Here is an 18,393-nt window from a genome sequence, read left to right as displayed (position 1 = left end):
CTCGCGCGGTTCCAGACGGACAGTCACAGTCTCGGTATCAGTAGCCGCCCGAATCCTCGAAACACCGGCCACATCGCTCGAGTTCGACTTCGATCGGCGGCTCGATTTCTTCTTCCGAGGTCTCCCGAACGCGGTCCGTCGGCACGTGCCGCAGCGCGCCGCAGTCCGCCAGTTGGTTTCGCGCGCTGCGCGCAGGCTTGTGAGCCGTCTTCGTCGATTCATTGAGAACGATTCGCATGTGTGATCCACCGCTCGACGGTAGTATAATGAGTTTCCGTGGTATTGCCGTACAGGCGCCCTGAATAGTCGATTTTGATTTGATAACCCAGTGTCGAGACCGGCGGTCGTTCCGTGAGATAACTAATTTATATTACTAAGTAGTAGCCAACGCCGATGGCGTTCAGCGACCGACTGCTCGAGGAGGGCGAACAGCTCTGGGAAGCGCAGAAGGACCACCCGTTCGTGCGGGAACTGGCGGCTGGCACGCTCGCGGAGGAGGCGTTCCTCCACTGGGTGCGCCAGGACTACCGGTACCTGCTGGACTACGCCCGCGTGTTCGCGATCGCGGGGACGAAGGCCCGCGACGAGGAGACGATGACCCACCTGCTCGGCGTCGCCCACGAGATCCTCGACTTCGAGATGGATCTCCACCGCGAGTTCGCCGCCGACTACGGCGTCGATCCGGCCGACCTCGAGGCCGTCGAGAAGGCGCCGACCTGCGTCGCGTACACGAACTACCTCGTGCGGACGGCCCACGAGGGCTCCCTCGCCGAGATCGCGGCAGCGATCTACCCCTGCGGGCAGGGTTACCTCGACGTCGCCGAGCACATGGCCGAGATCGCAACGGACGACGAAAATCCGTACCAGCCGTTCATCAACAAGTACACCAGCGACGAGTTCCGCGAGGCCGTCGACTGGATGCGGGCGTTCGTCGACCGCTGCGGCGAGCGCTACCCCGGCGAGCACGACGCCATGCGCGAGGCGTTCCTGACGAGCGCCAAACTCGAGCACCAGTTCTGGGAGATGGCCTACACGCAGGAAGGGTGGGAGACGACGACGGCAATCGATGTCTGACTGGATTGTCAGTCGTGACCCGACACCGGCACCGGCTCGTAGGGCTCCTCGAGGTAGGCGATGTCCGAGGCCGACAGCGAGATCTCGAGCGCCTCGACGGCCTGCTCTAAGTGCTCGACGCTCGTCGTGCCGACGATGGGCGCGTCGACCCAGTCCTTGTGGAGCAGCCACGAGAGGGCGATCTGGGCCATCGTCACGCCCTTCTCGGCGGCCAGTTCGGCCACGCGCTCGTTGATCTCCTGGCCGCCGCCCTCGCGGTAGGGGTGTTCGTACAGGTGCTCTTCAGTCTCGCCGCGCGTCGTCGCGTCGATTTCCTCGTGGGGCCGCGCGAGGTAGCCCCGGGCCAGCGGCGACCACGGCATCACGCCGACGCCTTCCTTCTCGCAGAGCGGGAGCATCTCGCGTTCCTCCTCGCGGTAGACGAGGTTGTAGTGGTTCTGCATCGTCGCGAACCGCTCGAGACCGAGCCGGTCGCTGGTATAGAGCGACTCGGCGAACTGGTGGGCCCACATCGACGACGCGCCGACGTAGCGCACCTGCCCGCGGCGGACGGCGTCGTCTAACGCCTGCAGCGTCGTCTCGATCGGCGTGTCGTCGTCCCAGCGGTGGATCTGGTAGAGGTCGACGGCGTCCATGCCCAACCGATCGAGGCTCGCCTCGAGTTCCTGCTCGACGGCCTTCCGCGAGAGGCCGCCCGAGTTCGGGTCGTCCTCGCGCATCTGGAAGTAGCCTTTCGTCGCGACGACCGACTCCTCGCGGTAGCCCTCGAGCGCGTTCCCGAAGATTCGCTCGGACTCGCCCTTCGAGTACATGTTGGCGGTGTCGAAGAAGTTGATCCCGAGGTCGATCGCCCGCTCGATGATCTCCGTGCTCTCCTCCTCGCCTAAGACCCACTCGCGCCAGTCGGGATCGCCGAAGCTCATGCAGCCGAGACAGATCCTGCTGACTTCCATGCCGGTGTCGCCGAGGGTCGTGTACTCCATGCACGGGTGTACGCCGGCCGACGAAAAAAGAGGGGGCGGTCCGCAACGACGAGCCAACCCGGCTCACGACCGCGCTTCCCTCCGGACGGGAACCCGATCACGACGGTTCGCTCGCGCGCTCGAGTCGATCGGCAACTGCCCGGTAGGCGTCGACCGCCTGCGCGTCCGGTCGATGGTCGCGAACGGGTTGCCACCGCGCCTGTGCGTCGGCGACCGCGGCCTGCTCCGCGACGAGCGTCACGTCGACGCCGAGCCGCCGGCCAAGCCGATCGGCGAGGTCGCTGTGGGTGTCGCGGTCCGCTTTGTTGAGAACCGCCGCCCCGAGCGGCGTCTCGAGCGAAGCCACGAGGTCGCTGGTCCGAATCGCGTCGACCAGCGCCGCCCGCGAGGGCGTCGTCACGAGTACCGCGAGATCGGCACACCCCAGTTCGACGCCGACGTCGCGCGCGAGCCCCGCCGGACAGTCGACGACGACGTGATCCCACCGTCGCTCGAGCCGGTCGAGCACCGATGGAAGCGCCTCGAGCGACGATGCGCGGGCACCCGAAAGGGTTCGGCCGGAAGGCAGAACCGATACCGGACCGGCGTCTGCGACCGCCTCAAGCGGATCCGCGCGGCCGGCGAGCACGTCGTGGAGATCCGGGCCCGCGTCGGGTCCGGACGGAAGATCCGGTACCGCAAGATCGCCGTCGACGACGACGGCGTCGAGTTCGCGGCCGAGGTTCCACGCGGTCGTCGACTTGCCGACGCCGCCCTTTCCGCCGGCGACGGCGACGATCATGGCTCGGGGTCAGGCTCGTCCCCGTCGTACGCCCGCTCGCGCTCGCGCTCGAGACCGAGCACCTCGCGCGTCGGCTGCCAGTCGTCGAGTTCGGCGAGCGCGACGTCGTCCGAGCGGCCGATCGTGTCGGATTCACAGCGTTCGCTCGAGACGACCTCGACGAGCGGCTCCGTCGGCGGTGCCGGACTCGCAACACCGATCCCGCGGCGACGGTCCGGTCGGATCGTCTCGGTCCAGCAATCGCCGTCCCACCGAGGATCGGCGATGCCGTCGCGCCGCGGGATCCAGAGTGGGCCCTCGAGACGGCAGCGGAGGCGAACGCGCTGGGGCGTCGCGCGCGTGTTCGCGACGACGATTCGGACGCGCGTGACGCCGTTCGTCCGCTCGCAGGTCGCGTCGATCGTTACCACGCTCTCTCACCCGTTTCCGATTCCACACTCGTCGCAGTATCGCCCGTCTCGGCCTCGAGCGCAGCCAACTCGGCCGGCGACGCTAGCAGCCAGCATTCGTCCCCCGCCTCGAGCGTCCGCCGATCCGGAGGCAGCGGCTGCCGGTCGCCGTCGCGCTCGAGCACGAGCACGCGGCCGGGGAGCCAGCCGACGAACTCGCCGACGAGCGAGCCGCCGGGTTCGACGGTCAGCGTCGTGACCGTCTCGTCGGCCCGGCGAACCGCCGCGGCGAACTCGTAGCCGTCGGTCGTCTCGTCGGGATGTGCGACGAGCCGGTACCGTTCGTCGGCCGCGAGGTCGCGAGCGCGACCGGCGTCGACGAGAACGGTGGCGACGGACCCGGTCGAGGCCCGAAGCGTTCCCGTCGCGACGAGTCGTTCTTGCGCCTGATCCTGATCACGTCGCCGTTCTCGCTCGCGTTCGTCGTCCGTCGTTCGTCCTCGTTCTCGCGACTCCGACGTCCAGATTTCGACCGGATCGCCGACGCTCGCGTCCGGCAGTGGATCCGTCCGGATCGCGACGGCGACGGTCGATGGCGGCAGCAACGATCCAAGCCCAGGCTCCCGCCGGCCGACGCGAACCCGTTCGACGCTCCCGTCAGCAGCCATGGTCACGGTCGCATAATCGAGATCGTAGTCGCGCTCGAGGTGGCGCTCGATCCGGTCGCGTCGCTCGGAGATCGACGAGTCGTGTGGGACTTCGATTACCGTCCCGGCGAGTGCCCGGCGTACCGAGGAATCGACCGGCCGGTAGCCGTCCGCATCGTCGATCGTCCCGGGCAACTCGAGGGCGACGGCGAGCCGAGCGGCGCGAACGATCGACGCGGGTTCGCCGTTCGCGTCGATTCGGTCGATATCCAACACCTGTCGAGCGATTCGATCGCCGAATCGCCCGCCGGCCGTGCCGGCCACGCCGGCGACCGCGAACGTCGCGAGCAGATAGCCCGCGCTCGCACGATGCTCGAGGGGAATCCCCTCGAACAGTGCGCCCGAAGCGAAGACGGTGTACGAGAGGTAGCCGGCCGCCGCAGACAGCCCGATGCCGACCGCGACGCCGGCGGGCGGCGCTCGAGTCGTCACCCGCCGGTAACCCGCCGCGACGAGGCCGGCGACGACGGCCGACAGCAGCCCCAGTCCCGTACTGCCGACCGACGCCTGCCGCAGCAACTCGGCGTAGACCGCGGCGTCGATCATCCGTCGGTCACCTCGCGTTCTCGAGACGTAGCGACGAATGCGCGGGTCGGCGTAGCTGCAGTCATCTTATCGGTATCGGCGTCACTCGCTCCGTTGTCATCGGCAGTGTCGACGGTAACGTCCCGGTTCTCGTCTCCGTACTCATCGACGAACTCCCACTCGTCCCCGCTGTGAACGCCGAGTACCTCGCCAGCATCGACAGCGCGGTCCTCGCCCTCGAGCACCTCGCGTCCCTCGAGTGTGGTGATCGGCCGCCCGGCGTCCTCGAGAAGCGCCGCGGCCTCGAACGCGGGCGCGTCGCCGCTCGGGAGGACGGCGATCCGATAGCGGTCGGCGCCGAGTAATCGGCCGGCGTCGCTCGCCGCGACACGCACCGTGAGCCGTCCCGGACCGCCCTCGAACCCGGCGTCCGCAGCGCGGGAGGCGGTCGACCGAGACGAGGAACGGGCGTTCGACGCACCGTCCTCGGCCGACTCCGAACGACAAACCGCGAGGACGTCGCCCTCGAGAGTCGCGGTGACGGCGGACCCGTCACCGTCACTGCCGCCAGAGACGACACCGATCGCAACACGATCACCTGATTCGATGCCGGTCGGAAGCAATCCGGAGACGGTGACGGCCCGCGCGCCATCCGAGAGCGACGTCGCGACGCTCTTCGTCGGCGGCGCGGCGGCGATCGTCGCGCGGCCGCGCCCGTCGATCGCGACGTCGATCTTCGACAGTTCGTGCGTCGCTCGGAGCCGTTGTTCGAGCCGTCGCTCGAGTTCCGACAGTTGCAGATCCGCGGGGAAGCGCCAGGCGCCCTCTTCGAGGGCCGTCCGCAGTGCCGGGGACAGTTCCGGATAGCCGTCGAACTCGCGGATTGCGCCCGCGGATCGGATCGTTACCTGTCCCACCGCGTCGACGGCGTCGATCGCGTCCGCCGACAGCGCGGTCCCGCGCACGATCGGCACCGCCCGGTCTCGCGGGAGTTCGGTCGCGATCCGATCCCCCTGGGCGACCACGACGATGCCGAGGGCACCTGCGATGGTCGCCGCCATCGCGACACGAGGGCCGTGCTCGAGGCCGGCGCTCGGGTCGAAGAGTCTGACGACGACGCCCGTTCCGACCGCGATCGGAACCGTGGCGAGCCCGGCAGCGAGGGGGAGGGAACGATCGGTTCCGATTCCGACGGCGATCGCTGTGAACCCGGCGAGCAGCGCCGGACCGAAGCCGAACAGCAACCCGTACGCGATGCCGAGCAGCGACTCGTACGGCAGATCGATCATTGGCTCACCTCGTCTCACCTCAGTCGGCATTCGACGGGGACTCGATCGGCCCCGCGCCCGCGTTCACGGCGCCGAAATCGATCGGAACCGTACCGATCGCGTCGGCGTCCGGGCGATACTTGGTCACCGAGACGGCGTGGCCGACGTCGCTCTCGAGGCCGGAGCCGACCGTCTCGAGTTCGAACACGGCGTCGGCGGCCCGCAGCGTCGCCGCCCGATTGGCGGGGTCGTCGAGGTCCAGACAGTGGAGGATCGCGAGGCCGCCCGTTTCGGCCAGCCGCTCGGACAGCGTATCGAGAAACGAGACGTACGCCGATCGTTCCCGTCGCTCGAGTTCGTTGACCGGATCCACGATCAGCGTGGCCGCGTCCGGGAGGTTCTCGACCAGCGCGGTCGCCTCCTCGAGGGCGTCGTCGCCCGCGACGCGTCGAATCGTCGGTTCGCCGGCGTCGGCCGCGGTCGTCTCGATCGCGCGCCGCACCGTTTCCCGCGACTGCGCCGTCGAGAGGTACAGCGTGCCGCGGAGTTCGGTCGCCCGGTAGAGCAGCCGCTCGGCCTGACTCGCGGGATCGGCGACGAGCGCGACGACCGAGCCCGCGGGGAGACCGCCCTCGAGGTGCCGGTCGAGGGCGTCTGCGCCGACGGGAATCCGATCGCCGCCGGTCGTCGGCGGCGCCCGCTCGCGCGGGGACTGTGCGCGCAGCCGCTCGACGATGTCGTCGAACGCCGCCGCGACCTCGTCGTTCGCCAGCGGCGACGGGCGGTCGGGAACGCAACCCAGTATCGGCACGCCGCGCCACTCGGCCGCGCGGTCCGGCACCGCTGATCGCCGGTTCAGGACGGCGCCGTAGACCGGCACGCCGAGTCGCCGCGCCACGTCGATCGTCGTCTCCGCGGCCTCGAGGCTTCGTTCGGAATCGCCGGCGACGACGATCACGCCGTCGGCGCTCCGGAGCGGCTCGACGAGGTCCGGGCCGGCGCCGGCGGGGCAGTCGAGCAACACCTGCGTCCCCTCGAGATCGGCGTGATCGGCGAGGGAGTCGAACTCGAAGGCATCCGACGGTTTCGGTGCGGAAACGATCCCGACCGTCGATTCGCACGGATGCTCCTGTGCGATCTCTTTCAGCGTCACTCCCCGCTCGAGGGCGGCGAGCGTCGGCTCCCGGTCCCGATCGGTCATGACGTGCAGGTTCGGTAGCTGCCGGTCGGCGTCGATCGCGATCGCCGGGGTCAGAGGCTCTCCCCTGGCGAACGCGGTCGAGAGGCCCAGCGTGACCGTGGACTTGCCACAGCCGCCTTTCGAGCCAGCGATGGCGATCATACCCGCTCTGGCCGCGCCATCCCTTATGAACTCCCGCTTCGACGCACGAGCCGCAAGAAGAGATCGGCCAGCCGCTCAGTCCGACGACGCTTCGCTGTCGTCCGTCGACTCGTCGGGCCCGGATCCGGATCCGGATCCGGACTCGGACTCGCTCGAGTCCGCGCCCGAACCCGAACTCGACCCGCGATTCGCCCAGTCGCCGTAGAGGTACGAGCGCTCGTAGCCCGCGCCCGTCACGGCGTCGCCGATGACGACCAGCGCGGAGGCGCGGTAGCCGGCCTCCTCGACCTTCTCCGCGATGTCGGCGATCGAGCCGACGAGCACGTCCTCGTCCGGCCAGGAGGCGTGGTAGATCACGGCGACCGGCGTCTCCGGGTCCGCGCCGTCCTCGAGTAGCCGGTCCATCGTGTCCCGGACGGCGTGGGTCCCGAGGTAGATGCAGGTCGTCACGTCGCCCATCTCGACGAACTCGGAGATGTGGTCTTCCTCGGGCTCTAAGGTCTTCCCCTGCGGCCGCGTGAAGGCGACGTGGTTCGAGACCTCGTTGAGCGTCAGTTGCGTCCGCAACGTTGCGCTGGCGGCGAACGCCGAGGTGACGCCGGGGACGAAGTACGTGGGGACGCCCTCGTGTTCCAGCGCGTCCATCTGCTCCAAGGCGGCCCCGTAGATCGCCGGATCGCCGCTGTGCAGGCGGACGACGTTCCGGCCCTCCTCGTAGGCGTCCCGCATCAGCGGGATCAGTTCCTCGAGATCCTTGCCCACCGAGTTCACGAGGTCGGCGTGGCTGCAGTACTCGTCTAGGAGTTCGCTGTTGACCAGCGAGCCCGCGTGGACCACGAGGTCGGCCTCCTCGAGCAGTTCCTTCCCGGCGACGGTCAGCAGGCGCGGGTTGCCGGGGCCGGCGCCGACGAAGGGGATGCCTTCCTGCTCGTCGCCGGCGCTGTGCTCGAAGACGCGGTCGTCGAGTTGCTCGCGACGACGGTCAGACTGGGAGTCGATCGCCGTCTGCGGATCGTTCGCGTCCGAGTTCGAAGTCGGGTCCGTGCCCGGATCCGACGCATCGTCGCTCATCGGTCCCCTCCGCGCCGGCGCCGCTCGCGGCGGTCCTCGAGTTCGAGCCCGTAATCGCCGTTCTCGTACCCCTCGGCCCGCTCGAGGGCGGCGAGTTCCTCGGTAGTTAATTCGCGCCCACCGTCCGCGATCGGCTCGCTATCGGTCGTCGCGTCGTCCGACCCGGACTCGTCGTCTGTCCCGAAGGCCGCCGTCGCCGGCTCGACCTCGAGGTCGCCCTTCTCGGCGTAGGCGAGCGTGTAGTAGTCTCGCTCGTCGATCTCGGCGGGGTCGTCGGTGACGATCGTCTCGCCCTGCTCCATGAACAGCCGGCGGCCGTAGGTCACGTCGTAGCCGGCGTCGACGAGCCCCTCGTGGGTCGCGGGCGCGTCGGTGACCTTGAACAGGATCATCCGATCGGGGCCCGTCGGACTCGCACCGGAGGCGGCCTCCCGCAGCGCGAGGCCCGCACCGGCCTCGATCTCGATTCCCATCGCGGTCGCGAAGGCCGTGACGGCGCTGACGCCGGGGACGATCTCGAGGTCCACGTCGGGGTGGAAGGCGTCGATCGTCCGGCGCAGGTGGCCGAACGTCGAGTAGACGTTCGGATCGCCGAGCGTGACGAAGGCGACGTCGCCGTCTTTCGCTTCGGGGGCGACCTCCGCGGCGGCTGCCTTCCAGGCCCGCCGCAGTTTGTCCTCGTCTTTCGTCATCGGGAAATCGAGGTCGCCGATCTTGTCCTCGTCGACGTGCTCGAGGGCGACCGAGCGCGACAGGCGACCCGGCGAGTAGACCACGTCGGCGGTCTCGAGGACCGTCTTCCCGCGGACGGTGACGAGGTCGGCTTCGCCGGGACCGAGGCCGACGCCGTAGAGGGTCATCGGCTCACCTCGCCGTCCGAATCCGAATCGGGCGTCGCGCTCCCGACCAGCATGTAGACCGGGTTGTCCGAGTTGAAGCTTGTCGCGCCCGCGAGCTCGTAGCCGTGGCTCACCTGGAACTGGACGACCTCCTCGAGAATATCGCGCTCGCGGAACGCTTCCGTCGCCTTCCCGGCGACCTCGAGCCGCGAGACGTTCATCACGATGCGGTCGACGCCGGTCTCGACGGCGTGGTCGAGGACGGCCTCGAAGTTGCGGCTGCCGCCCAGAAAGAGCGCGTCGGCGTCGGCGGGTAGCCCCTCCGGCGCTTCGGCGTTGCGTAACTCGACATCGGCCCGGATCGACTCCTCGTTCGCGGCGAGGTTCTTCTCGGTCGTCTCGAGGCGTTCGGCCTTTCGCTCGAGGGCGGTCACCCGCCCGGCCCGCTGTGCGGCTTCGATCGTGACGGCTCCGGTACAGGAGCCGACCTCCGCGAAGTGGTCGTCCGGCTCGAGAGCGAGCTTCGAGCGGACGACGGCCCGGACCTCCGATTTGGTCGGGCCGGCCTTCGCGTCGTAGGGCAGCGCGATGGGTGGCATCACGCGTGGAATCAGCGGCCGGGCCTAAAACAATTTTGTTTGGTGTAGCGCAACTACGGTTGCTTATTCGGCGACGAATCGTTGCGCGCCGTCGCGCCGTTCGTCACCGATCAGCCGTCGAGGCGCTCGAGGAACCGATCGAACGCGCCGCTCTCGGGGTGGACGTGGACGTACGTCCCGAGCGACTCGTACTCCGTAAGGCCATCGTGCTCGCCGTCGATACCGTCCCCGCGGACGGTCTCGAAGGCGAAGCGCGCGTCGCCGTCGACGTCGGCGCTCGAGTAGTGGAACTCGTGGCCCCGAATCGTCTCGCCGGCCGCTGCGGTGAGCGTCCCGTCGAGGGCCTCGAGTTCGACGTGATCGAGCGCTTGGTAGCGGTCGTGCATCTCGACGTCGGCGGGCAGGATACCGCCCATCTCGTGGCGCTCTCCCTCAGCGGTCGTCAGCGACCGGCTCATCGCCATCAGCCCGCCGCACTCCCCCAAGACGGGCAGTCCCTCGCTCGCCAGCTCCCCGAGTTCCGAGAGCGTGTCGGTCGACTCAAGGGCGTCGGCGTGGAGTTCGGGGTAGCCGCCGGGGAGGTAGACGCCGTCGCAGTCGGGGACGGGGTCGCCCGCCAGTGGCGAGAACGTCGCCACCTCGGCGCGCTCGCGAAACCGCTCGATCGTGGCCGGATACCGGAAGCAGAAGGCGGCGTCGCTGGCGACGGCGACGGTGGCGTCGACCGGTTTTGCTTTCCCTTCAGCCGACCGCTCCGGGGCGGGTGGTTCCCTCGCAACCGCGGCCAGCCGCTCGGCCTCGAGCGACTCAGCGGCCTCCCGAAGCGCCTCTCTCGGCAGCGCCGCCTCGTCGCCCATCTCGAGGCCCAAGTGTCGATCCGGAATCTCGAGGTCGTCGTTCGGCGGGATCCGGCCGAAGTACTCGAGGTCGTCGGGCAGGGCGTCCCGGATGCCCTGCTCGTGGCGGCCGCCGTGGGCTCGCTGGGCGACGACGCCGGCGACGTCGATGTCCCGCCCGATCGTCGCGGCGTACTTCTCGAATCCCAGCGCCGTCGCCGCGACGCTTTCCATTCCCGCCTTGGCGTCGACCACGAGAACCACTGGGAGATCGAGCGCCTCGGCGACCATCGCCGTGCTCGAGCCGTCGCCGTCATACAGCCCCATGACGCCCTCGACGACGCAGATATCGCCTTCGCCGCGGCGGTAGTTCCGGCGGAGACCGTCCTCACCCTCGAGCCACAGGTCCAGCGTGCGGGAGGGCCGTCCCGCGATCGCTTCGTGGTGGCTCGGATCGATGAAGTCCGGGCCCGCCTTGGCGGGCTGGACCGCGTAGCCGGCGTCCTCGAGCGCCTGCACGATCGACAGCGTCGCGACCGTCTTCCCGACGCCGGAACTGACGCCGCCGAGGACGAATCCGTTCATCATTGTGGTTGCGTTTCCACAACCGACCTTGAATCCGTCGGTGCGGGCGACGTCGCCGCGGGACCGAAACCGAGTTGGGACCGGTCGTCGTTTCTCGAATCGACCGATGAGCGACGCAGCGACCGCCGAATCGGAACCGACCCCCGCGCTGAAGGAGCGCGCCGGCGTCGTCAGCGCCCTGCTCGAGGGCGCACAGACGGTGCTCGTCCGCCATCCCACGCTCGATCCGGGAACGATCGACGAGCGGTTCGTCCTCTACCCGGCCTACAGCCACCAAAATCCCGACCGATACCAGGATCGGTACGAGGGCTACTACCACCGGGCGAGCACCAAGCCCGACGCCGGTATCCCGATCCGCGGCGTCGCCGACGTCCGCGCGGAGTACACGGTCTCGAGCGACGAGGTCGAGGCGCTGGCCACCCAGTACGTCTACACGCCCGACGGCCTGCGCGACAAGTACGATCCGGACGACGACCTGCGCGTCCTCCTGCTGCGGGTTCGCGAACTCGAATCGCCCCGGCTGATCGAGGAGCGGGGCAGCTACCGGGGCTGTCGCGCCTGGATCGACCTCGAGTCGGACGCGGGGATCGATCCCGAGGCGGCGACGCCGGTACTCGACGACGCGACGTTCGCCGAGCGCCGGGCGGCGGTTCGAGACGCGCTCGAGTAAAGAGCAAAGAGTAAACACGCCGACGTTGCGCCGTCCGGACCACCGACGAACTTAACCGCTCGAGTCGGCTACGACCGTCGGATCGAACTATGAGTGGGGACCACGAACGCGGGGACGACGGGCTCGAGACCGACCAGCACCTCCGGCGAGCGCTGCGGCACCTGAGCGAGGCCCGGGACGGTGACGACCTCAGGAAGACCAACGCCGTCGCGCTCGAGGAGGTCGAAAACACCGTCTCGACGGTGCTGCGGGAGTACGAGCAGGACGAGTAGGTCGGTCTACGGTCGTCGACCGTCACGCTTCGTCCGTAGCCCGCCGAACGGGCTTCCATCATCGCTCGACAGTGTGCGTATATTACCGATTCGCGAAGCGGCTTATTTTATTCACTCGAACGACATATTTGTTAGCGATGTCTCCCAGCATTCCGCTCGATTTGAATCGGTTCGCGGACCGAACGAGAGGTGAACAGTCGTGAGCGAGCACGACGACGAGACCGTCAAAGAGCGCGTCCAGCAGTACTGGGACAGCCGCGCGGAATCGTACGACGGCGACAGCCACCACGCCCTCCAGGACGAGGCACAACGCGACGCGTGGCTCTCGGTCCTCCGCGAGTGGACCGGCGGCGGAGGCGGGGAGTCGCCGCAACGGATTCTCGACGTCGGCTGCGGAACCGGCGTCATCTCGCTGCTGCTGGCCGACATCGGCCACGACGTCACCGGCGTGGATCTCTCCGAAGAAATGCTCGAGCGCGCTCGAGCGAAAGCCGGCGACCGGGACCTGTCGGTCGAGTTCCGAAACGGGGACGCGGAATCGATCCCGGATCCCGATGACACGTACGACCTGATGACGGCCCGCCACCTCGTCTGGACGCTGCCGAACCCGTCGGCGGCGCTTCGGGAGTGGCAACGGGTCGTGCGTCCGGGTGGCCGAGTCGTCCTGATCGAGGGTCACTGGGACTTCGACGAAGCGTTCGACGGCTATCAGGAAATCCACGACGAGTTGCCGCTGTACGACGGCCGCCCGCCCGAAGAGTTGGTGGACGTACTCGAGGAACACGGGCTCGAGCGGGTCGAGCACGAGCCGCTGATGGATGCGGTGCTCTGGGGCGACGAACCGGACTACGAGCAGTACGTCGTCGCCGGCGACGTTCCGAAGTGAGACGGACCGAATGAATCTGCGGCGAAGACCGGAGCGATCAGGACGCCGCCGTGGCGTTCGTACCGATCGTCCGATTACGATACCGATTGCCGGACCGCAAGCACTACCAGATCCGAGAACGGCGTGTCCTCCCGCCCGGTTCCGCCGGCGTGCTCGGACAGGTCGGCGAGTGTGAACCGGTGAATCCGCTCCTCGTCGTGGGTCAACTTCTCGAGCACCAGCGCCTCGAGATCGGGATCGGCGCCTCGCTCGAGCAGGAACTCGGCGATGTCGCCGGGCATCCGGTCGTAGGGTCGAGGGAGCGCGAGCAGGTGTCGCTCGTCGTCCGTGACCGCCGCGGCGAGGCGCTCCATGTCGGCCTCGAGGTCGCCGCTCTTGTGCAGCGTGACGAACTCGGTGTCCTCCATCGGCGTGCGAGCGCGACTGGCGGCCACCTGGAGCGACGAGATACCGGGCACGATCCGGACCGGAATCTGCGGATCCTCGCGCTGGACCGCGTCCTGAACTTTGCCGACGAACTGGTACCCCGAGTGGTTGGGGTCGCCCATCGCGACGGCGGTTCCCGACTCGCCGGCCGCGACGCGTTCGCCGAACTCCTCGAGCGCCGCGGCTTCGTCCTTGTAGCCGCAGGTCAGCAGGTCAGTATCCTCGTCCGTCAATTCTTCGACGAACTCCACGACCGTCGTGAAGCCGACGATCACGTCCGCCTCGCGGATCGCTCGCTCGCCGCGGGGCGTGAGATACTCGAGGTTGCCGGGACCGATGCCGACTGCGTAGACGGGCTCGTCACCCGCTTCATCGATATCGGACTCTGGCTCCGCGGCCGCGAATGTCGCCGGATCCGGGCCGGCGTCGAGGTCGTAGTCGCTCATTCGCCGGGTTCGTCCTCGCTCGCTTCAGCGGCCCCTGCCGCTCGTTCGTCGGCCGTCAGTTCCAACTCGAGTTCGTCGGTCCGAACGTCTTTCGCGACGTGGATCAGTTCGTTCGTCAGCGCGGCGGCCAGTCCGCTGCCGCCGCGGCGGCCGACGTTGGTGATCGCGGGCACGCCGTACTCCTCGCTGACCTCGCGGATGCGCTGGCGGCTCTCCTCGGCCTTGACGAAGCCGACCGGCGTCGCCACGATAGCGGCGGGTCGCGTGCCGTTCTCGATGCAGTCCGCCAGCGCGAAGGCGGCCGTCGGCGCGTTGCCGATCGTCGCTATCGCACCGTCGTAGGCGCCTTGCTTGTCGAGTTCGAGCACCGACGCCGCAGTGCGGGTCATCCCGGTCTCCTTCGCGAGTTCGGCGCCGTGGCCGATGGCCTTGCGCTTCTCGCAGTTGTGGCCCCGAGAGGTGATCCCCGCTTTGGGCATCGTGATGTCGGTCACGATGTCGGCCTCCTCGAGGACGGCTCGAGCGCCGGCGCGGACGGGCGCGTCTTCGTCGTCGCCGAGGCCGTCCGCGCCCGTAAATTCGATCAGGTGCTGGAACTCGATGTCGCCCATCGAGTGGACCGATTTCTGACGAACCCGGTCCGCCAGCGTCTCGTCCGGAACGAACTGCCGGACGATGTCCATGCTCGTCTCGGCGATGTCCATCGCGTTCTGCGTGGTCGCGCCGAGGTCGGCGTACTCCTCCTCGAACTCCTGTTTCTGCCCGCTGTCAGTCATCAGTCGACACCTCCGCGTCGGCGCCGACGGCTTCGTTGGTCGTCCGCGCCTCGAGGTCGCCCTCGACCTCGAGGTTCAGGTCGCGCAGTCGGTCGGCCGTCTCGTCGTCGGCGTCCCAGAGATCGCGCTCGATCGCCTCGAGCAGCGTGTCCGTGATGGACTCGAGCGCCCACGGGTTCACGTCGCGCAGCCATTCTTGACGAGCGTCGTCGAAGGCGTACTTCTCCGCGACCTCCTCCCAGAGGGTATCGGAGACGACGCCGGTCGTGGCGTCCCAGCCGAGCGTCACGTCGACCGTCGTCGAGAGGTCGCCCGCGCCCTTGTAGCCGTGCTCCTCCATGGACTCGAGCCAGTCGGGGTTCAGGACCCGGGAGCGCATCGCCTTGCGGACCTTCTCCTCGTTCGTGTAGACTGAGACGTTGTCCGGATCGGAAGAATCGCCGACGTAGGAGGCGGGTTCCTCGCTCGAGATCTCCGATACCGCCGAAATGAAGCCGCCGTGGAACGCGTACCAGTCCGAGGAGTCGAACTCGTCTTGCTCCATCGTGTCCTCGAGCTTCACGGTGGCGTCGACGCTCGAGAGGCGCCGCTCGAAGGCGTCGTGGGCGTCGGAAACGCGCCCCCTCGAGCCCATCGCGTAGCCGCCCCACTGGACGTAGACGGAGGCGAGATCGGAGCGGTCGTCCCAGTTGCCCTCGTCGACGGCCTTGTTCGTCCCGGCGCCGTAGCCGCCGGGTTTGGTCGTGAAGACGCGGTGTTTGGCGGCCTTGCGGGCGTCGGATTCGTCGAGCCCTTCTTCGTCCTGTAATTTTTCGGCCTCCTCCTCGACGTGCTTCTTCACGTAGTTCATCTCGTGGGGCTCGTCGAGGTCGACGACCGCATCGACGGCGTCGTGGATGACCCCCGCTGCGGCCGGGAACGCGTCGCGGAACAAGCCCGAGACGCGCGTCGTTACGTCGATTCGGGGTCGGTCGAGTTCCTCGAGCGGGATCGGCTCGACGTCGTCAATGCGGCCGGCGTCGGTCCACTGCGGTTCGACGCCCATCATGGCCAGCACCTGCGCGATGGTCTCGCCGCGGGTTCGGACCGTGGGAGTTCCCCACGCGACGACGCCGATTTCTTCCGGGTACTCGTCGTTCTCCGAGTAGTGGCGCTCGAGGACACCTTCAGCGACCTCCTTCCCGACCTGCCAGGCGGGCTTGGCGGGTACCTTCCGCGGATCGAGCGTGTAGAAATTCCGGGCCGTCGGGAGCAGATCGACGCCGCCGCGGGTCGGCGCGCCGGAGCCGCCCGGCGGGACGTACTCGCCGGAGAGCGCGTCCGCTGTTCTCGGGATTTCGTCCTCCGCACCCTGCACGCGGGGCTGGGTCTCCTCGCAGATGAACGCGAGTACTTCGCGGAGGTCGTCGTGAGCGCCCGACTTCGCCCGCGCGTCGCCGATCGTCTCGAGGTCGACGACGAGCAGGTTCATATTGACTTCATCGTCGGGACCGGCTTCGCGCTCCGACTCGGGAATGTCGAAGTCGTGCTCGGCCAGCGTTGCGACCAACTCGAGGCTCGTCTCGTGGACGACGTCGGCGGCCTCGGCGTAGGTCATGCCCAGCGCCTCGTCGTACTCGCCGGGCGCGTTCAGCATCTTGTCGTAGTCGACGCCGAGCGCGCCGGCGACGCTCTCGCGCAGGCTCGGCGCGCCGGGGTTCTCGAGCCGTGTCAGCGCGACGAGGTACTCCACGAGGCGCTCGTCGGCCGGCGGCTCGGACATGGTGTGCAGCCCGAGCCGGATCTGGGTGGTCTTGACGTCGGTGAGGTACTCGTGGACGCGCTCGACGAGTTCGTCGATGTCGACGTCGTCGCCGTCGACCTCGCCTTCGGCCAGGCTCGAGCCGGCTTCGTCGGGACCGCGAACGTCGGCCTTCTCGTCGATCGTGCCCGCGATACCGAGTTCGACCGCGAGGTCCAGTTCCTCGACCTTCTCGCGGATGAGCGTCTCGAGGTGTTCGCCGTCGTCGGCGCGGGCGTCCTCCATCCCGGCCTCGCGGTACTGGTTCGCGAGTTCCTCGAGTTCCGAGAGCTCGTCGTAGGTGCCCGCCGATCGCATCACGGGCGTGAGGTAGTCGACGATGGCGGCGTAGGACCGGCGCTTGGCCTGGGTCCCCTCGCCGGGGTTGTTCACGATGTAGGGGTAGACGTTCGGGATGTCGTCGACCAGCTGGTCGGGCGCGCTCTCGCCGTTCAAGCCGACCGTCTTGCCGGGGAGCCACTCGAGGCTGCCGTGCGTGCCCAGGTGGACGACCGCGTCGGCCTCGAACGTGTTGCGCAGCCAGCCGTAGAAGGCGTAGTAGTCGTGGGGCGGCTGGAGATCGGAGTCGTGGTAGACCTTCGAGGGATCCATGCCGAACCCGCGCGGTGGCTGGACGGTGACGAGCACGTTGCCGAACTCGACCCCCGGAATCGCGAACGGTCGGTCTGGGGCTTCACCCCACTCCTCGATGACGTTTTCCTGGAATCGCTCGTCGGCTTCGCTGAACCACGCTTCGTAGGTATCAGGAGAAACCACGTCGACCGACAGGTCACGGACGTCCTCGGGCGCGACCCAGCGGTCCTCAAGCGTTAGCTGCGACGTCAGCGTCTCCACGAGCGTCTGCCCGTCGTCTGGCATCTCGCCGCCCAGATTGTAGCCGCGGGCCTCGAGTTCCTCGAGCAGGTTCACGGTCGACTCCGGACTGTCGAGGCCGAACGCGGTGCCGATGCCGTCGTCGCTCGGTGGGTAGTTGTGGAGGACGACGGCGACGTTCTTCTCCTTGTTCGGGGTGTGTCGCAGTTCGGCCCAGTTGACCGCCAGCCGCGTCGCGTGGTCGATGCGGTCCTCGATCGAGAAGTGGTGTTTCGGCGCGGAGCCGATGCCGGCCTCGTCGTCGGTGCGTTCCTTCCCCGAGATGGGGTGGGTGATGACGTTGCCGTCGAACTCCGGCAGCGCCACGGAGAGCGCGAGTTCGAACCCCATCACGCCCGTGTCGCTGGACTCGTAGCGCGACCGCGAGCGCATCGTCGTGATCGTCTGAAGGACCGGGACGCCGAGCCGGTCGAGGAAGACGTCCTCGGCCGACTCGCCTTCGTCGCTGGCCGACCGGCCGCGCTCGTCCATCGAGAGCGAGAACATGAACGAGGAGAGCACGGCGTCGACGATCGGCTCGCCGTCGTCGTCGATAAGCCAGTTATCCGTGACCCATTCAGCATCTTCCTGTTCGTCCGTATCGGTCGCCGGGTTGCAGAAAATCGGCAGGGCGTTGGCGCCCTGCTCCTCGAGCACGCGGACCTGCGCGTCGACGTAGCGGGTGTTCTCGTGGGTCCAGTGGGATTCGTAGAACCAGACGGCAATCGTGGGTTTGTCGGAATCGTGGGTCTCGAGCAGTTCCTCGTACCCGATCCCGGGGTAGTCGGGGTGGTAGACGCCCTCCGTGGGGAGTTCGGCGGGGTCGTCGTACTCGAGGTCTCGACCCTCGTACTCGGACGCTAAGAACCGACACAGGTTTTCGACGTTGATCGTCCCGCCCTTCTCGAGATACTCGTAAACGCGGTCGCGGTGCTCGTCGCAGATCGTCGTGTCCTCGAAGGCGAAGGCGTCGCCGGTCGCCTTGACGATCAGCGGGACGCCCGCGTCCTCGAGCGCGCCCGTCGCGTACTCGTAGCCGGGCATGCTGTCCTCGGCGCCGTGCAGCCAGAAGATCGCCGCCGCGGCGTCGCGCAGTTCCTCGACGAACGACTCGACGGCGGCCTCATCCTCGAGGTCGCTCTCCGAGCGAACGACCAGTTCGACGTCCTCGAGGCGCCGCGCGGCCTGGCCGATCGAGCCGAGTTCGTTCTCCGTCGCGGTGTAGATCCCGATCCGTGTCATCGATTTTTTAAACCTCTGTTGTA

General features: G+C 68.2%; 18 protein-coding genes. 4 read left to right on the top strand and 14 right to left on the bottom strand.

All coding sequences use genetic code 11. The features are described from left to right. Window positions 1-37: 37 nt before the first annotated feature. Window positions 38-238: a hypothetical protein gene (locus HALXA_RS10360; RefSeq protein WP_013880302.1), complete on the bottom strand. Its 201-nt coding sequence runs from the start codon at window positions 236-238 to the stop codon at window positions 38-40. 155 nt (window positions 239-393) lie between these two features. Here HALXA_RS10360 and tenA point away from each other — a divergent pair, with 155 nt between their 5' ends. Then, window positions 394-1,074, top strand: coding sequence for a thiaminase II (gene tenA, locus HALXA_RS10355; protein ID WP_013880301.1), 681 nt, complete (start codon window positions 394-396; stop codon window positions 1,072-1,074). Window positions 1,075-1,082: 8 nt separating this feature from the next. On the opposite strand, the gene HALXA_RS10350 is transcribed toward tenA, so the two are convergent. From HALXA_RS10350 to HALXA_RS10305, 10 genes are all read right to left on the bottom strand, one after another. Further along, complete coding sequence (locus HALXA_RS10350) at window positions 1,083-2,057, bottom strand: aldo/keto reductase (RefSeq protein WP_013880300.1); 975 nt, start codon at window positions 2,055-2,057, stop codon at window positions 1,083-1,085. A 97-nt stretch (window positions 2,058-2,154) separates the two neighbouring features. After that, the gene (locus HALXA_RS10345) at window positions 2,155-2,838 is read right to left on the bottom strand and encodes a MinD/ParA family ATP-binding protein (protein ID WP_013880299.1); all 684 of its coding nucleotides are present in this window, start codon (window positions 2,836-2,838) and stop codon (window positions 2,155-2,157) included. Then, the gene (locus HALXA_RS10340) at window positions 2,835-3,248 is read right to left on the bottom strand and encodes a DUF7857 domain-containing protein (RefSeq protein WP_013880298.1); all 414 of its coding nucleotides are present in this window, start codon (window positions 3,246-3,248) and stop codon (window positions 2,835-2,837) included. The genes HALXA_RS10345 and HALXA_RS10340 overlap by 4 nt, the downstream gene beginning before the upstream one ends. Next, window positions 3,242-4,480, bottom strand: coding sequence for a hypothetical protein (locus HALXA_RS10335; RefSeq protein ID WP_013880297.1), 1,239 nt, complete (start codon window positions 4,478-4,480; stop codon window positions 3,242-3,244). Before HALXA_RS10335 ends, HALXA_RS10340 begins: the two co-directional genes overlap by 7 nt. Beyond that, window positions 4,477-5,748, bottom strand: coding sequence for a hypothetical protein (locus HALXA_RS10330; protein ID WP_013880296.1), 1,272 nt, complete (start codon window positions 5,746-5,748; stop codon window positions 4,477-4,479). Before HALXA_RS10330 ends, HALXA_RS10335 begins: the two co-directional genes overlap by 4 nt. Window positions 5,749-5,767: 19 nt before the next feature. Continuing rightward, window positions 5,768-7,069 (bottom strand): DUF7125 family protein, encoded by a 1,302-nt coding sequence (locus HALXA_RS10325; protein ID WP_013880295.1) that lies wholly within the window; start codon window positions 7,067-7,069, stop codon window positions 5,768-5,770. A 75-nt stretch (window positions 7,070-7,144) separates the two neighbouring features. Then, entirely contained in the window at window positions 7,145-8,140 is a 996-nt protein-coding gene (locus HALXA_RS10320) for a cobalt-precorrin-4/precorrin-4 C(11)-methyltransferase (RefSeq protein ID WP_013880294.1), read from the bottom strand. Beyond that, entirely contained in the window at window positions 8,137-9,000 is an 864-nt protein-coding gene (locus HALXA_RS10315) for a cobalt-factor II C(20)-methyltransferase (RefSeq protein WP_013880293.1), read from the bottom strand. The genes HALXA_RS10320 and HALXA_RS10315 overlap by 4 nt, the downstream gene beginning before the upstream one ends. Further along, window positions 8,997-9,578, bottom strand: a complete 582-nt coding sequence (gene cbiT, locus HALXA_RS10310) for a precorrin-6Y C5,15-methyltransferase (decarboxylating) subunit CbiT (protein WP_013880292.1) — start codon at window positions 9,576-9,578, stop codon at window positions 8,997-8,999. The genes HALXA_RS10315 and cbiT overlap by 4 nt, the downstream gene beginning before the upstream one ends. 110 nt (window positions 9,579-9,688) lie before the next feature. After that, window positions 9,689-10,999 carry a cobyrinic acid a,c-diamide synthase gene (locus HALXA_RS10305; RefSeq protein ID WP_049895446.1) on the bottom strand — a complete coding sequence of 437 codons (1,311 nt, stop codon included), beginning with the start codon at window positions 10,997-10,999 and terminating at the stop codon, window positions 9,689-9,691. Between the two features lie 106 nt (window positions 11,000-11,105). Here HALXA_RS10305 and HALXA_RS10300 point away from each other — a divergent pair, with 106 nt between their 5' ends. From HALXA_RS10300 to HALXA_RS10290, 3 genes are all read left to right on the top strand, one after another. Then, window positions 11,106-11,669: a DUF1802 family protein gene (locus tag HALXA_RS10300; protein ID WP_013880290.1), complete on the top strand. Its 564-nt coding sequence runs from the start codon at window positions 11,106-11,108 to the stop codon at window positions 11,667-11,669. An 89-nt stretch (window positions 11,670-11,758) separates the two neighbouring features. Next, window positions 11,759-11,941: a hypothetical protein gene (locus HALXA_RS10295; protein ID WP_013880289.1), complete on the top strand. Its 183-nt coding sequence runs from the start codon at window positions 11,759-11,761 to the stop codon at window positions 11,939-11,941. Between the two features lie 199 nt (window positions 11,942-12,140). Then, the gene (locus HALXA_RS10290; RefSeq protein WP_013880288.1) at window positions 12,141-12,827 is read left to right on the top strand and encodes a class I SAM-dependent methyltransferase; all 687 of its coding nucleotides are present in this window, start codon (window positions 12,141-12,143) and stop codon (window positions 12,825-12,827) included. Between the two features lie 74 nt (window positions 12,828-12,901). Here HALXA_RS10290 and HALXA_RS10285 read toward each other — a convergent pair whose 3' ends face one another. From HALXA_RS10285 to cobN, 3 genes are read right to left on the bottom strand one after another with little or no spacing between them, the layout of a single operon-like run. Further along, window positions 12,902-13,699: a cobalt-precorrin-7 (C(5))-methyltransferase gene (locus HALXA_RS10285; RefSeq protein ID WP_013880287.1), complete on the bottom strand. Its 798-nt coding sequence runs from the start codon at window positions 13,697-13,699 to the stop codon at window positions 12,902-12,904. Further along, window positions 13,696-14,475, bottom strand: a complete 780-nt coding sequence (locus tag HALXA_RS10280) for a precorrin-8X methylmutase (RefSeq protein ID WP_013880286.1) — start codon at window positions 14,473-14,475, stop codon at window positions 13,696-13,698. The genes HALXA_RS10285 and HALXA_RS10280 overlap by 4 nt, the downstream gene beginning before the upstream one ends. Beyond that, the gene (cobN, locus tag HALXA_RS10275) at window positions 14,468-18,370 is read right to left on the bottom strand and encodes a cobaltochelatase subunit CobN (protein ID WP_013880285.1); all 3,903 of its coding nucleotides are present in this window, start codon (window positions 18,368-18,370) and stop codon (window positions 14,468-14,470) included. The genes HALXA_RS10280 and cobN overlap by 8 nt, the downstream gene beginning before the upstream one ends. Window positions 18,371-18,393: the final 23 nt, after the last annotated feature.

The organism is Halopiger xanaduensis SH-6 (assembly GCF_000217715.1).
Taxonomy (GTDB): Archaea; Halobacteriota; Halobacteria; order Halobacteriales; family Natrialbaceae; genus Halopiger; species Halopiger xanaduensis.
Note: the sequence above shows the minus strand (reverse complement) of the source record. Positions and strands in the feature narration are given on the sequence as shown.

Excerpts from the sequence above, each read along its gene's own strand:
- tenA (WP_013880301.1), top strand. The coding sequence starts at position 394 with ATGGCGTTCAGCGACCGACTGCTCGAGGAGGGCGAACAGCTCTGGGAA.
- HALXA_RS10350 (WP_013880300.1), bottom strand. The coding sequence starts at position 2,057 with ATGGAGTACACGACCCTCGGCGACACCGGCATGGAAGTCAGCAGGATC.
- HALXA_RS10315 (WP_013880293.1), bottom strand. The coding sequence starts at position 9,000 with ATGACCCTCTACGGCGTCGGCCTCGGTCCCGGCGAAGCCGACCTCGTC.
- HALXA_RS10280 (WP_013880286.1), bottom strand. The coding sequence starts at position 14,475 with ATGACTGACAGCGGGCAGAAACAGGAGTTCGAGGAGGAGTACGCCGAC.
- HALXA_RS10360 (WP_013880302.1), bottom strand. The coding sequence starts at position 238 with ATGCGAATCGTTCTCAATGAATCGACGAAGACGGCTCACAAGCCTGCG.
- HALXA_RS10320 (WP_013880294.1), bottom strand. The coding sequence starts at position 8,140 with ATGAGCGACGATGCGTCGGATCCGGGCACGGACCCGACTTCGAACTCG.
- HALXA_RS10345 (WP_013880299.1), bottom strand. The coding sequence starts at position 2,838 with ATGATCGTCGCCGTCGCCGGCGGAAAGGGCGGCGTCGGCAAGTCGACG.
- HALXA_RS10300 (WP_013880290.1), top strand. The coding sequence starts at position 11,106 with ATGAGCGACGCAGCGACCGCCGAATCGGAACCGACCCCCGCGCTGAAG.
- HALXA_RS10305 (WP_049895446.1), bottom strand. The coding sequence starts at position 10,999 with ATGAACGGATTCGTCCTCGGCGGCGTCAGTTCCGGCGTCGGGAAGACG.
- HALXA_RS10285 (WP_013880287.1), bottom strand. The coding sequence starts at position 13,699 with ATGAGCGACTACGACCTCGACGCCGGCCCGGATCCGGCGACATTCGCG.
- HALXA_RS10335 (WP_013880297.1), bottom strand. The coding sequence starts at position 4,480 with ATGATCGACGCCGCGGTCTACGCCGAGTTGCTGCGGCAGGCGTCGGTC.
- HALXA_RS10295 (WP_013880289.1), top strand. The coding sequence starts at position 11,759 with ATGAGTGGGGACCACGAACGCGGGGACGACGGGCTCGAGACCGACCAG.
- HALXA_RS10325 (WP_013880295.1), bottom strand. The coding sequence starts at position 7,069 with ATGATCGCCATCGCTGGCTCGAAAGGCGGCTGTGGCAAGTCCACGGTC.
- cobN (WP_013880285.1), bottom strand. The coding sequence starts at position 18,370 with ATGACACGGATCGGGATCTACACCGCGACGGAGAACGAACTCGGCTCG.
- cbiT (WP_013880292.1), bottom strand. The coding sequence starts at position 9,578 with ATGCCACCCATCGCGCTGCCCTACGACGCGAAGGCCGGCCCGACCAAA.
- HALXA_RS10330 (WP_013880296.1), bottom strand. The coding sequence starts at position 5,748 with ATGATCGATCTGCCGTACGAGTCGCTGCTCGGCATCGCGTACGGGTTG.